Source organism: Methylobacterium sp. Leaf88, assembly GCF_001422795.1.
In the GTDB taxonomy this organism is placed as follows: Bacteria; Pseudomonadota; Alphaproteobacteria; order Rhizobiales; family Beijerinckiaceae; genus Methylobacterium.
Map to the genome: position 1 here is coordinate 189029 of NZ_LMMK01000055.1, position 13253 is coordinate 202281.

Below are 13253 nucleotides of genomic sequence, written 5' to 3' on the forward strand. Positions count from 1 at the left end.
CCCGATGCTCGCGCTCGCCATCTTCGTGGTCACCCTGGTCTTCGTCATCTGGCAGCCGAAGGGTTTTGGGATCGGATGGAGTGCCCTGATCGGGGCCGCCGTGGCGCTGGCCACCGGGGTGATCCACCCCGGGGACATCCCGGTGGTCTGGCACATCGTCTGGGACGCCACCTTCACCTTCGTGGCGCTCATCATCATCTCACTCCTCCTCGACGAGGCGGGCTTCTTCCACTGGGCGGCGCTGCACATCGCCCGGTGGGGCGGCGGACGGGGGCGCCTGCTGTTCCCGCTGGTGATCCTGCTGGGGGCGGCCATCGCGGCGGTGTTCGCCAACGACGGCGCGGCCCTGCTGCTCACCCCCATCGTCCTCGCGATCCTGCTGCGGCTGGACTTCAAGCCGGCGGCGGCCCTGGCCTTCATCGTCGCCTGCGGGTTCGTCGCAGACTCGACCAGCTTGCCGCTGGTGATCTCGAACCTCGTCAACATCGTCTCGGCGAACTTCTTCGACATCACCTTCAGCCGCTACGCCGCCGTGATGGTGCCGGTGAACCTCGTCTCGCTGGCCGCGACCCTGGCGGTGCTGTGGCTGTTCTACCGGCGCGACCTGCCCACCCGCTACCCGGTGGCCGCGTTGGAAGAGCCCCGCCGCGCGATCAAGGACCCGCTGGTGTTCAGGGCGGCCTTCCCGCTCCTTGGGGTGTTGCTGATCGCCTACTTCGTCACGGCGCCGTTCGGCGTGCCGGTCTCGGTGGTCACCTGCGCCGGCGCCCTGGTGCTGCTGGCGCTGGCCAATCGCAGCCGGGTCGTCCCGATCCGCAAGGTGCTCGCCGGCGCCCCCTGGCAGATCGTCCTGTTCAGCCTCGGCATGTACCTCGTCGTCTACGGGCTGAAGAACGCCGGCCTGACCGACTACCTGGCTCAGGGGCTGACCTGGCTCTCGGGTCACGGACCGTTCGTGGCCACCCTCGGCACGGGGGTCGCCGCCGCGATCCTGTCGTCGGTGATGAACAACATGCCGAGCGTGCTGGTGGGCGCGCTGTCGATCCAGCAGGCACCGGACCTGTCGCCCCTGATGCGCGAGCTGATGGCGTACGCCAACGTCATCGGATGCGACCTTGGCCCGAAGTTCACGCCCATCGGGAGTCTGGCGACCCTGCTCTGGCTGCACGTCCTCGACACCAAGGGCCACCGCATCACCTGGGGCCAGTACATGCGGGTCGGCTTGGTCATCACCCCGCCGGTGCTGCTCGTCACCCTGGCGGCGCTGGCCCTCTGGCTACCCCTGCTCGGGGCCCTGTAGCGATCCGATGGCCCCGGCTCGCCGCTGGCCCGTAACCTCGGCCCTGGGCGTGGTCCAGATCCTGACCTGGGGCTCCTCGTTCTACCTGCTGTCGGTGTTGGCCGCCCCGATGTCGGCGGACACGGGGTGGCCCTTGGGATGGGTCATCGGCGGCCTGTCCCTCGGTCTCCTCGTCGCGGGCTTGGCCTCGCCGCGGGTCGGCACCTACATCGGTGAACATGGCGGCCGGCCGGTACTGGCCTTCGCGGCCGTCGCCCTCGCCGTCGGCCTTGCCATCCTCGGCCTCGCTCCGAACCTGCCGACTTACCTCGCGGGGTGGCTCCTGATCGGCCTGGGCATGGGCACCGGCCTATACGACCCCGCCTTCGCCACGCTCGGACGCCTCTACGGCGCCAAGGCAAGGTCCGCCATCACGACCTTGACCCTGTGGGGCGGCTTCGCCAGCACGGCGTGCTGGCCGCTCTCGGCCTTCCTCGTCGAACGGGTCGGCTGGCGCGGGACCTGCCTCGCCTATGCCGGGTTGCACCTTTCGGTCACGCTGCCGCTCGTCCTGCTCGTGATCCCCCGCCCGCCCGCACACCCGGTCACGCGACCCGCAGGGCCAAGCCCCGTCATTCGGCTCGATGGTCGGGAGCGGCGTGCCTTCCTCCTCATGGCGGGCGTCCTCACGCTGGGCGGCACGGTGATGGCCATGGTCTCGGTCCACCTCATCACCCTGCTGCAGGCGCGGGGCGTGGCGCTGTCCTCTGCCGTCGCCTACGGCGCGCTGATCGGGCCTTCCCAGGTCGGCGCCCGGATCGTCGAGATGGCCGGGAGGGGGCGGCACCACCCCCTCTGGACCCTCACGGCGGCGATGGTCCTCGTGGCCTTGGGCATGACGATGCTGGCGGCGGGCCTGCCGGTGGTCGGCCTGGCCCTGATCCTCTACGGCGCCGGCAACGGGATCTACTCGATTGCCCGGGGGACGGTGCCCCTCGCGCTGTTCGGCCCCGAGCGCTACGCCTCGCTCGTCGGCCGCCTGGCGCGTCCGGGGCTGGTGGCACAGGCGCTTGCGCCCTCCCTAGGGGCTGTCGTGCTGACGCAGGCGGGCGCCGACGCGACCTATGCCCTGCTTACCGTGCTCGCCCTCGCGATCGTCGCGATTGCCCTATCCCTCTGGCGCGTCAGGTAGTCTCTGTCCCTTCCGCGCCAACACGCGATGTGGCATCGTCCGTTCGTGACCTTTTGGCTCGCCCTTCGACGGTTGCTACCGCTTCTGGCGGTACTCGGCCTCGCCCTTGCGCCGGTGACCGCATCTGCGGCCGCCGCGGGCATGCGCGCGCCGACGGCCGTTCAGCGTCACGCCATGGCGATGCCCGACGAGGCCATGGACGACATGGCCGGGATGGCCATGGACGAGATGCCGTGCTGTCCCAAGGAGCGGCCGGACATGCCCGACTGCTCCAAGAGCTGCCCCCTGATGGCGCTTTGCCTGGCGAAGGTCGCCACCGGGCTGCCGGTTGCCGCCGGACTTCCGGGCCGCGTCGCCGGCGTCGAGGGGCCCGCCCGGGCCGTCACCGCCTCCTTCGACAGCCTGTCGCAAGGGCCGCCCACCGAGCCTCCCCGAGCCTGAACCCGATGCCGCCGGCGCCTGCGCCGGCACGGTGACGCGCGTCCGCGCGTGGCCCTCCATCGCGTTCAGGAGACAAGACCCGTGACCAAGAACCCTTTCGCGCGCGCCCTGACGGCTGCGCTGCTCGGCCTCGCCCTGACCACCGCGGCCCGGGCCGACACCAAGGACTACGAGTTCCAACTGGTGAAGGACGAGGCCAAGCAGGGCGAGGCCATCCTCGATGTCCGCCTCGTCGACAAGCGCACGTCCAAGCCCGTGCCGAACGCCGTCATCTTCGCCAAGCGCATCGACATGGCGCCCGACAGCATGGAGGAGATGACCTCCAAGATCGAGCAGCTGCCGTCGCCGGAGCCGGGCCTCTACCGGTTCAAGGCGAAGCTGACGATGGCCGGCGGCTGGCGCCTCTCGCTCGGGGCCAAGGTGCAGGGCGAGACCGGCACCGTCGAGAACAAGCTGGTGTTCAAGGCCACCAAGTGAGCCGGTCGGCTTGGGCAGCCGGGACCCTCGCCGCGCTCGCGGCGGGGGTTTTGGGATTTGGCGCGGGGCGGGAAGGCAGCCCCGTGCCGGCGCTCGTCCAACAGGCGCGGACCGGGTTCGCCCATTGGTTGCCCGCTGCGGGGGCGCCAGCCCCCGCGCCTGTCCTGCCCAAGGCCACGGGGCCCGTGGTCTACTACCGGGACCCGGACGGGAAGCCGGACTACGCCCCCGAACCGAAGCGGACCGCCGACGGTCGCGACTACCGCGCCGTTCGGGCGAGCGAGGACGTGCGCTTCGACGAGCCCGAGGAGCACGAGGCGATGCCCGACGCCGGGCACGGCGACATGGCCATGGCTCAAGCCATGACGCCTGCGAGCGTCCGCAAGGTGCGCTTCTACCGGAACCCGATGGGTCTTGCGGACACCTCGCCGATTCCGAAGAAGGACTCGATGGGGATGGACTACCTCCCCGTCTACGAGGGCGAGGACACCGACGACGGCACCGTGAGGATCTCGCCGGGCAAGCTCCAGCGCACCGGGGTCCGGACGGCGGTCGCCGAGCGACGGGTCCTGTCGATGCCGGTACGCGCGCCCGGCGCCATCGAGGAGGACGAGCGCCGGATCTCGGTGATCGCGATGCGCACCGACGCCTTCATCGAGAAGGTCGAGGCCGTCACCACCGGCGACCACGTCCACAAGGGCCAGCCGCTCCTGCGCCTGTTCTCGCCGGAGATGAATGCGGCCGCCGCGCAGTACCTCACCGGCATCGGCTACGAGGGCGCCCGCCGGCGCCTGGAGAACCTCGGCATCCCGCCCGAGGTCATCGACGAGATCGAGCGCACCCGGAAGGTGCCCTCCACCATCACGTGGTCGGCGCCCCGCGACGGCGTCGTGGTCGAGCGCAACGTCTCCGACGGCATGCGCGCCAAGTCCGGCGACACCCTGTTCAAGCTCGTCGACCATTCCAGGGTCTGGGTCCTGGCCGACGTGACAGAACGCGACCTGGCGGCCGTGGCGGAGGGCCAGACGGCGACCGTGCGCGCCCGGACGTTCCCGGACCGCGTCTTCACCGGCGCGGTGACCCGGATCTACCCGCACCTCGCCATGGGGACCCGGACCGCCCGCCTGCGCATCGAGCTGCCGAACCCGAACGGCGACCTGCGCCCGGGGATGTTCGCCGACGTGACGATCGCCACCGGCAGCGACAAGCCGGTGGTGGCGGTGCCCGACGACGCGGTCATCGACACCGGCACCAGGCAGATCGTCCTGCTGGACAGGGGAGAGGGTCGCTTCGAGCCGCGACCGGTCAGGCTCGGCGTCCGCGGCGACGGCTACGTCGAGGTCCGCGACGGCATCGCCGCGGGCGACCGCGTGGTGACCTCGGCCAACTTCCTCATCGACGCCGAGAGCAACCTGAAGGCGGCGTTGCAGGGGCTGTCCGAGCCCAAACCCGATCCCGGCCCGCAGGCCGCGGCCGAAGGGAAAGCGCCATGATCGCCCGCCTCATCGCCTGGTCGGCGCGGAATCTGGTGCTGGTCCTGATAGGGACGGTGTTCGCGGTCGGAGCCGGGCTCTACGCCCTCAAAACCCTGCCGCTCGACGCGATCCCGGACCTCTCGGACGTCCAGACCATCGTCTACACCGAGTACCCCGGGCAGGCGCCCCAGGTCATCGAGGACCAGGTCACCTACCCCCTGACCACCGCGATGCTGACGGTGCCCCGGTCGAAGGTCGTGCGCGGCTTCTCGTTCTTCGGGGTCTCGTTCGTCTACGTCATCTTCGAGGACGGCACCGACCCGTACTGGGCCCGGAGCCGGGTGCTCGAATACCTGAACACCGTGGCCAAACGCCTGCCGGCCGGCGTGACCCCGACCCTGGGACCCGACGCGACCGGGGTCGGCTGGGTCTACCAGTACGTCGTGGTCGCCAAGGAACGCACGCTGGCCGAGCTCCGCTCGCTTCAGGACTGGGTCGTCCGCTTCGGGGTGTCGCGTGCCGAGGGCGTGGCCGAGGTCGCGGGCGTCGGCGGCTTCGTGAAGCAGTACAACGTGGTCGTCGATCCCAACCGGTTGCGGGCGCAGGGCATCACCCTGTCCAAGCTCCGGGAGGCCATCCGGGCGAGCAACGCCGACGTCGGCGGCCGTACCGTCGAGCTCTCCGAGTTCGAGTTCGTCGTCCGTGGCCGCGGCTACCTCAAGAGCGTCGCCGACATCGAGAGCATCGTCCTCAAAACGGATGCGGGCACGCCCCTCCGGGTTAAGGACGTCGCCAAGGTCGAGCTCGGCCCCGACGAGCGCCGCGGCATCACCGAGATGAATGGCGACGGCGAGGTCGCCGGCGGGATCGTCCTGCAGCGCTTCGGGGCCAACGCCCTGAACGTCATCGAGAACGTGAAGGCCCGCCTTTCCGAGGTCGCCGCCAGCCTGCCCAAGGGCACGGAGATCCTGCCGGTCTACGACCGCTCGCACCTGATCGAGGCGGCCATCGAGACTCTCAAGGGCACGCTGATCGAGGAGAGCACCATCGTCGCCCTCGTCTGCGTCGTGTTCCTGCTCCACGTCCGCAGCGCGCTGGTGGCGATCCTGATGCTGCCGGTCGGCATCCTCATGGCGTTCGCCGGCATGAAGGCCCTGGGGCTCGGGGCCAACATCATGAGCCTCGGCGGCATCGCCATCGCCGTCGGCGCAATGATCGACGCCGCCATCGTGATGATCGAGAACGCCCACAAGCACCTGGAACGGGCACCGCCGGACAAACCCAGGGTCGAGATCCTGATCGAGGCGGCGGGCGAGGTCGGGCCGTCGCTGTTCTTCTCGCTCCTCATCATCACGGTCAGCTTCCTGCCGATCTTCACGCTGGAGAGCCAGGAGGGGCGCCTGTTCGGACCGTTGGCCTTCACCAAGACGTTCGCGATGGCGGCGGCGGCGGTGCTGTCCCTGACCCTCGTCCCGGCACTGATGGTTCTGTTCGTCCGCGGCCGGATCATCCCCGAGCACCGCAACCCGGTGAACAGACTCCTGATCTGGATCTACCGGCCGGTCATCGCGGGAGTGCTGCGGGCGCGCGTGCTGACGATCCTGCTGGCCTTGGTCGTCCTTGCGGCGACGGCATGGCCGGCGAGCCGTCTCGGCTCGGAGTTCATGCCCGACCTCGACGAGGGCACGCTGATGTACATGCCCACCACCCTGCCGGGCATCTCGGTGACCAAGGCCGGGGACCTGCTCGCCACCCAGGACCGGATCATCAAGTCCTTCCCCGAAGTGGCCTCGGTCTACGGCAAGGCCGGACGGGCCAACACCGCGACCGACCCGGCGCCGAGCGAGATGTTCGAGACCATCGTCAACCTGAAGCCGAAGGCGGAATGGCGCCCCGGGGTCACGACGGCGAGCCTGAAGGCCGAGATGGACGCCGCGCTCCAGTTCCCCGGGGTATCGAATGCCTGGACCCAGCCAATCCGCGCCCGCATCGACATGCTCTCGACCGGCATCCGCACGCCGGTCGGGATCAAGGTGCTGGGGACGGACCTGACGGAGATGGAGAAGGTCGCCCGCCAGGTTGAGGCGGTGGTGAAGGCGGTCCCGGGCACGTCGAGCGCCTATGCCGAGCGCGTCCAGGGCGGCTACTTCCTCGACATCACCCCCGACCGCGAGGCGCTGGGCCGGTACGGCCTAACCGTCGGCGAAGTGCAGGACGTGATCGGGATGGCGCTGGGCGGCGAGAGCGTCACCAACACCATCGAGGGCCGCGAGCGCTACACCGTCAACGTGCGCTACCCGCGCGCCTTCCGCTCCGACCCGCGATCCATCGCCTCCGAGGTGCAGGTGCCGATCGCCGGCGGGGGTACGGTCCCGCTCGGCGAGGTCGCCAAGGTGCAGTTGAACCGCGGCCCAACCCAGATCCGGACCGAGAACGGCCAGCTCGCGGTCTTCATCTACGTCGACGTCGCCGGTCGCGACCTCGGGGGTTACGTCGCCGAGGCCAGGGCGGCGGTCGCCAACGAGGTGAGCCTGCCGCAAGGAACCTTCGTGCAGTGGAGCGGGCAGGTCGAGTACCTCGACCGGGCGACCGCCCGACTCAAGATCGTGGTGCCCCTGACGCTGCTGATCGTGTTCCTGCTGCTGTACCTCAACTTCCGACGGCTGACCGAGACCCTGATCGTCATGCTTTCGCTGCCGTTCGCCCTCGTCGGCGGGGTCTGGCTGATGTGGTGGATGGGCTTCAACCTGTCGGTGGCGGTCGCGGTCGGCTTCATCGCGCTGGCCGGCGTCGCGGCCGAGACCGGCGTGATCATGCTGGTCTACCTCGATCACGCGCTGACCGAGGTGCGCGCGGATTGCGAACGCGACGGGCGGACGTTCACCTGCGACGACCTGCGGCGGGCGATCATGGTCGGCGCGGTCGAGCGGGCGCGTCCGAAGATGATGACGGTGGTCGCCATCATGGCCGGGCTCCTGCCGATCCTGTGGAGCACCGGATCGGGCTCTGAGGTTATGCAGCGGATCGCGGTACCCATGATCGGCGGCATGGTCTCGTCGACCGTCCTGACACTGGTCGTGATCCCGGCGGTGTACGGCCTCGTGAAAGGATGGGGCCTGCCGCGGTCCGAACCGAATGCCATCGACCCCGAGGCCCGACTTGTAACGTTATGAACAATCTGACGGATGGAACCCATGCCCACGGCCCACTCCCGATCCTTCTCAGACCCTCGGAAGGTCCGCTCCCGGGCTGTCGAAGCAGAGGTCAACGACCGGGATGGGTGGGAAGCAGCTTGGCTGCTTTCAGTCGCAAGACGTTCATAAGCGGACCTAGGATGACCCGCCGTCTCCGGATGGACGGTCCAACCCATCGCAGGGTCGAAGTTCGTTAAAGTCGGATGCCGACATCATCAGAGGCGATGCGACCAGCACGAAAGTGCTCTGCCTCGGGAGACAGGGTGATTCACGATTGCAAAGCCCCGGTCACGCGACATCTCGTGCTGGTCCGGCATGGCCAGAGCGTAGCCAACCGATCCGGCCTGTTCACGGGATTGCTGGACTCGCCCTTGACCGAGCAGGGCCGGAGGGAAGCCGAGGCAGCCGGCCGGCGTTTGGCAGAGTGCAACTGGCGCTTTTCCGCTGCCTTCACCTCGACGCTAACGCGGGCCGTCGTGAGCGGCCGGCTTATCCTCGATGCGCTCGGGCAACCCGGATTGGTCCCCCAAAGCTTCGCCGCGCTCGACGAGCGAGACTACGGGGACCTCAGCGGGCTCGACAAGATCGCCGCCGATGCGCGCTGGGGGGCGGAGCGGATCGAGACCTGGCGCCGCTCCTACGCAGAGGCGCCGCCGAACGGTGAGAGCCTGCGGGATACCGTCTCCCGTATCGTGCCATGCTACCTCCGAACCATCCAGCCGGCGGTCATGGGCGGAGACGTGCTCGTCGTCGCCTACGGCAATTGCCTGCGGGCGCTTGTGATGGCGCTCGAAGACCTCAGCCCGGCGGAGGTCGAGCACCTCGAACTCGCGACGGGCTCCGTCAGGATCTATGAGCTTGCCGCGGACACGACGATCAAGGCCCACTGGATCGACGGGTGAATCCGCCTGTCGGCCTCTCACAATGGGTCTCCGTGATCTGCGAAGGGGCACTTATTTCATCTATTTCAGTGATGGGAAGCATCTAATCATTCCGTTGGAGTGAATGAAAAGAACATGGGATTCTCCGGCATCACATCGGAGCCACCCATGTCCGCGCCCAGACTTTTCTCCCACGCTCGGTCAATGCGTGCCTTGGCCGGCACGAGAGCCATCCTTCCGGGACTGGGTCTCTGTATGGCGGTCACCGCCGCAGCGGTCGGCTTCGAGGCCGTCGAGGCGCATCTGTTCGGTCGCGCCTGGCTCGAAGCCCTGGTGCTGGCGATCCTGCTCGGGAGCGCGATCCGCACCGCCTGGACCCCGTCGCAACGTTTCTTTCCCGGCATCGCCTTCGGGGCCAAGACCGTACTGGAGATCGCGGTCGTTCTACTCGGGGCCTCGCTCAGCCTCACGACGATCCTCGCCGCCGGTCCGGGTCTGCTTTTCGGCATCGCGGGCGTCGTCGTGGTCGCGATCCTGTCGAGTTACGGCATCGGCCGAGCGCTCGGGCTGCATCCGCGCATGGCGATCCTCGTGGCCTGCGGGAACTCGATCTGCGGCAACTCGGCGATCGCCGCCACGGCACCGGTGATCGGCGCAGACGGCGAGGACGTCGCCGCCTCCATTGCCTTCACTGCGGTGCTAGGCGTGCTGGTGGTGCTCGGCCTGCCGCTGCTGGTGCCGCTGCTCGGCCTGTCGCCGATGCAGTACGGCGTGCTCGCCGGCCTTACCGTCTACGCCGTGCCGCAGGTGCTCGCCGCCACCGCGCCGGTCGCGGCGCTCAGCGTCCAGGTCGGAACCCTGGTGAAGCTCGTCCGGGTGCTGATGCTAGGCCCGATCGTCCTGGTGCTCTCGCTCGGCGCGAGCCGGCTGCGCGAGGAGACCGACGAGGCCGCCCCCGGCGTCACCGCGGGCGACCGCCCGGCCCGCGGCGGCCTCGCGATCCACCGCCTGGTGCCGTGGTTCATCCTCGCCTTCCTTGCGCTCGCGGGCCTTCGCTCGACGGGCCTGATCCCGCCGGTTGCGCTCGCGCCGATGTCGGAGACCGCCAACGTGCTGACCGTGGTCTCGATGGCGGCGCTCGGCCTCGGGGTCGACGTGCGCAGCGTCGCCAAGGCCGGGGCGCGGGTGACCCTCGCGGTGGTCGCCTCGCTCCTCGCCCTCGGCGCCGTCAGCCTCGGCCTGATCCGCGTGCTCGGCCTCGTCTGATCCGCGCTATGGCATCGATCCAACTCCTTGATGAAAGAACTGCCGTGACACGTTCGTCCCAATCTTCGTCCGAGGCGGTCGCGCAGGGGACGGGATGGTTGATGGGGCCGGGTCGCGAAGCGGCGGACGCGGCAGCCCTTCTCGACGGGTTCAGTGCGTGCCTCTCGGGGCTTGGCCTGCCACTGGCCCGCGCCACCACCCACGCGCCGACCCTGCATCCGTCGTTCCGCTGGGTAATGCGCGTCTGGCATCCAGGAGCGTCGAGCCTAGCCTTGCGTCGCCGCCACGGCATCGAGAGTACGCCGACGTTCCACGGCAACACCGTCGAGCGCGTAGTCGAGACCCGTACCCCGTTCCGATGCCGTCTCGACGGGGATGGGCCGCTGCCGTTTCCCGTGCTCGGCGAGCTTCGCACCGAGGGTCTAACCGACTACCTCATCGTGCCGCTGCGCGCCGCGCGTGGACGCATGGGCGCCGCCTCCTGGGCCACGGCGAGACCGGGCGGCTTCACGCCGATCGAGATCTGCACGTTGCTGGCGCTGGTCGAGCCGTTCTCGCTGCTGTTCGAGATCAAGGCGCTCGACGACATGCTAGGCGCGGTGCTGAGCGCCTATGTCGGACGCGACCCGGCGCGGCAAATCCTGACCGGCACGGTGCGGCGCGGCGACGTACGCTTGATGCGGGCCGCGATGATGCTGACCGACCTGCGCGGGTTCGGCGAACTGTCCGACCGGCAAAGCCCCGACCGTGTCGTGGCCGCCCTCAACCGGATGTTCGATGCCATCGTGCCGGCCGTCGAGGCGGAAGGCGGCGAGGTGCTGAAGTACATCGGCGACGGGCTACTGGCCGTGTTCGATGCCGATCGCGACGAGGCCGAGGCGCGCAGTGCCGCCTTGCGTGCCGCCGAGGCCGCGCTTGATGCGCTTGCGACCCTGCGCAACGGTGACAGGGCTGCCTTCGAGGTCGGCGTCGCACTTCATGTCGGGGAGGTCGCCTACGGCAATATCGGCGGCGGCGACCGGGTCGATTTCACGGCGATCGGCCGCGATCTCAACGTGCTCGCCCGCGTCGAGCGCCTGTGCAAGACCTACAACACGCCGCTGATCGCCACCGACACCTTCATCGACGGGTTGGCACATGCCCTTGAACCGCTCGGCACCGTCGCCTTGCGCGGTTTTTCCGAGCGTCACGCCCTGTTCGGGTGTCGCAGGACCGCGCCCGTCGGCGCGCCGGCGGCGTGACGCCGAGACGGCGTCCTTGATCGTCCCATTGGAGATCGAAACTTCTCAAATCATCGCGTTTGGAGATCATTCGTATCGCGAAAGACCGTTGGTGGGAATAAATCGTATCCCGTAGCATCTCCCTGGTCGCGAGGAATCGCCACGGGTCCGATGCCTTCGAACGCATCGACGCCGACATCCTTCAAGGGGAGAGACCATGCACGGACTGGACAGACCGATGAACCGCCGCCTCGTCCTGGGTGGCCTAGGGCTCGGAAGCCTCGGCGCCGCCATACCGGCCTGGGCGGCGGGCTCGGTGAAGCTTCCGCTGCCCGGCGGCCCGGACGAGCGGGCGCTGACCACGGCCTTTCCGGGCAAGGCCGAGATGATCCTCCAGCGCACTCATCCGCCGCTACTGGAGACGCCGTTCTCGGTGTTCGACGAGGGTGTATTCACCCCCAACGACCGCTTCTACGTCCGCTGGCACTGGGCCTCGATCCCGACCGAAGTCGATGCCGGCACCTTCCGGCTCAAGGTCCACGGCCATGTCGAGAAGGAGCTCTCGCTCTCGCTCGACGCCATCGCCGGCCTGCCGCGCTTCGAGATCGCCGCAGTGAACCAGTGCTCGGGCAATTCGCGCGGGTTGTTCGAGCCGCGGGTGACCGGCGCGCAATGGGCAAACGGTTCGATGGGCAACGCCCGCTGGACCGGCGTGCGCCTCAGGGACGTGCTCGAAAAGGCCGGGGTGAAGGCCGGTGCCGTGCAGGTGCGCTTCAACGGCCTCGACGAGCCGGTGGTCGACGACGCGCCCGACTTCAAGAAGTCGCTCGATCTCAAGCACGCCAACAATGGTGAGGTGATGATCGCCTACGCGATGAACGGCGAGCAATTGCCGCTGCTCAATGGTTTCCCGCTCCGGCTCGTGGTGCCGGGCTGGTACTCGACCTACTGGGTCAAGATGCTGTCCGACATCGAAGTGCTGGACAAGCCCGACGACGGGTACTGGATGAAGACCGCTTACCGCATTCCTGACGTGCCGGGCGCTAACATCAAGCCCGGTCAGACCGGCTTCAAGACGGTGCCGATCAACAGGATGGTGCCGCGCTCGTTCGTCACCAACCTGACCGATGGCGCCAAGGTGGCGGCCGGAACGCCGGTGGCGTTGCGCGGCATCGCCTTCGGCGGCGATTGCGGGGTGAAGGCAGTGGACTTCTCAGGCGACGGCGGCGCGACGTGGTTCCCGGCGCAGCTCGGCGCGGACGAAGGCCCCTACAGCTTCCGCCGCTTCGACGGCAGCTTGCCGGCATTGGCTGCCGGCAGCCACACGGTCAGGGTCCGCTGCACCAACACCAACGGCGTCGCGCAGCCCCTGGACCGGGTCTGGAACGGGGCCGGCTTCATGCAGAACGGCATCGAGGCCGTGTCCTTCCAGGCCGCTTGAGGAGAACAGCCATGAACCCGATCCGCCCTGCGGCCCTCATCGCCGCCCTCATACTGTCTCCCCTGGTGGCGTTCGCCGCTTCGGCTCCCGAGCCGATGCGCTTCACCTCGCAATCGATCGAATTCCCGACTTCCGACCGGATCTTCCCGGACGGGCCGGGGGCCGAGGCGGTCAACAACAACTGCCTCGCCTGCCACTCGGCCGGGATGGTGCTGACCCAGCCCAAGCTCACGAAGGCGCAGTGGACCGAGACCGTGAACAAGATGGTTCACGTCTACAAGGCGCCGGTCGATCCGGCCGACGTGCAGACCATCGTCGACTACCTCACGGCGTTGAAGCCGACGCCCTGAACCCCCGAATCCCGAGGCCGCCGCGTTTTTTTCGCCG

At 68.8% G+C, this 13253-nt stretch carries 11 protein-coding genes; all 11 read left to right on the forward strand.

Features of this window, described 5'->3' with window-relative positions:
• Nucleotides 1-4: 4 nt before the first annotated feature.
• Nucleotides 5-1300 carry an arsenic transporter gene (locus ASF20_RS22595; RefSeq protein ID WP_056278284.1) on the forward strand — a complete coding sequence of 432 codons (1296 nt, stop codon included), beginning with the start codon at nucleotides 5-7 and terminating at the stop codon, nucleotides 1298-1300.
• Nucleotides 1301-1307: 7 nt separating this feature from the next.
• Nucleotides 1308-2471 (forward strand): MFS transporter, encoded by a 1164-nt coding sequence (locus ASF20_RS22600; RefSeq protein ID WP_056278287.1) that lies wholly within the window; start codon nucleotides 1308-1310, stop codon nucleotides 2469-2471.
• Between the two features lie 45 nt (nucleotides 2472-2516).
• The gene (locus tag ASF20_RS22605; protein ID WP_056278290.1) at nucleotides 2517-2912 is read left to right on the forward strand and encodes a hypothetical protein; all 396 of its coding nucleotides are present in this window, start codon (nucleotides 2517-2519) and stop codon (nucleotides 2910-2912) included.
• 81 nt (nucleotides 2913-2993) lie between these two features.
• A complete protein-coding gene (locus tag ASF20_RS22610) occupies nucleotides 2994-3389 on the forward strand; it encodes a FixH family protein (RefSeq protein ID WP_056278293.1) in 396 nt (131 codons plus the stop codon).
• Nucleotides 3386-4882, forward strand: coding sequence for an efflux RND transporter periplasmic adaptor subunit (locus ASF20_RS22615; RefSeq protein WP_056278295.1), 1497 nt, complete (start codon nucleotides 3386-3388; stop codon nucleotides 4880-4882). Before ASF20_RS22610 ends, ASF20_RS22615 begins: the two co-directional genes overlap by 4 nt.
• Entirely contained in the window at nucleotides 4879-8037 is a 3159-nt protein-coding gene (locus ASF20_RS22620) for a CusA/CzcA family heavy metal efflux RND transporter (RefSeq protein ID WP_056278299.1), read from the forward strand. The genes ASF20_RS22615 and ASF20_RS22620 overlap by 4 nt, the downstream gene beginning before the upstream one ends.
• A gap of 284 nt (nucleotides 8038-8321) precedes the next feature.
• Nucleotides 8322-8960 (forward strand): 2,3-bisphosphoglycerate-dependent phosphoglycerate mutase, encoded by a 639-nt coding sequence (locus ASF20_RS22625; protein WP_056278302.1) that lies wholly within the window; start codon nucleotides 8322-8324, stop codon nucleotides 8958-8960.
• Nucleotides 8961-9107: 147 nt separating this feature from the next.
• Entirely contained in the window at nucleotides 9108-10205 is a 1098-nt protein-coding gene (locus ASF20_RS22630) for a putative sulfate exporter family transporter (RefSeq protein ID WP_200913232.1), read from the forward strand.
• Nucleotides 10206-10306: 101 nt separating this feature from the next.
• Nucleotides 10307-11446, forward strand: a complete 1140-nt coding sequence (locus ASF20_RS22635; RefSeq protein ID WP_056217688.1) for an adenylate/guanylate cyclase domain-containing protein — start codon at nucleotides 10307-10309, stop codon at nucleotides 11444-11446.
• Nucleotides 11447-11642: 196 nt separating this feature from the next.
• Nucleotides 11643-12866, forward strand: coding sequence for a molybdopterin-dependent oxidoreductase (locus tag ASF20_RS22640; protein WP_056217685.1), 1224 nt, complete (start codon nucleotides 11643-11645; stop codon nucleotides 12864-12866).
• An 11-nt stretch (nucleotides 12867-12877) separates the two neighbouring features.
• Nucleotides 12878-13216: a cytochrome c gene (locus tag ASF20_RS22645; RefSeq protein ID WP_056160265.1), complete on the forward strand. Its 339-nt coding sequence runs from the start codon at nucleotides 12878-12880 to the stop codon at nucleotides 13214-13216.
• The last annotated feature ends 37 nt before the right edge of the window (nucleotides 13217-13253 follow it).

What these genes read in the sequence shown, in the direction of transcription:
- ASF20_RS22595 (WP_056278284.1), top strand. Translation starts at nt 5, where the DNA reads ATGCTCGCGCTCGCCATCTTCGTGGTCACCCTGGTCTTCGTCATCTGG.
- ASF20_RS22630 (WP_200913232.1), top strand. Translation starts at nt 9,108, where the DNA reads ATGTCCGCGCCCAGACTTTTCTCCCACGCTCGGTCAATGCGTGCCTTG.
- ASF20_RS22600 (WP_056278287.1), top strand. Translation starts at nt 1,308, where the DNA reads ATGGCCCCGGCTCGCCGCTGGCCCGTAACCTCGGCCCTGGGCGTGGTC.
- ASF20_RS22620 (WP_056278299.1), top strand. Translation starts at nt 4,879, where the DNA reads ATGATCGCCCGCCTCATCGCCTGGTCGGCGCGGAATCTGGTGCTGGTC.
- ASF20_RS22635 (WP_056217688.1), top strand. Translation starts at nt 10,307, where the DNA reads ATGGGGCCGGGTCGCGAAGCGGCGGACGCGGCAGCCCTTCTCGACGGG.
- ASF20_RS22640 (WP_056217685.1), top strand. Translation starts at nt 11,643, where the DNA reads ATGCACGGACTGGACAGACCGATGAACCGCCGCCTCGTCCTGGGTGGC.
- ASF20_RS22645 (WP_056160265.1), top strand. Translation starts at nt 12,878, where the DNA reads ATGAACCCGATCCGCCCTGCGGCCCTCATCGCCGCCCTCATACTGTCT.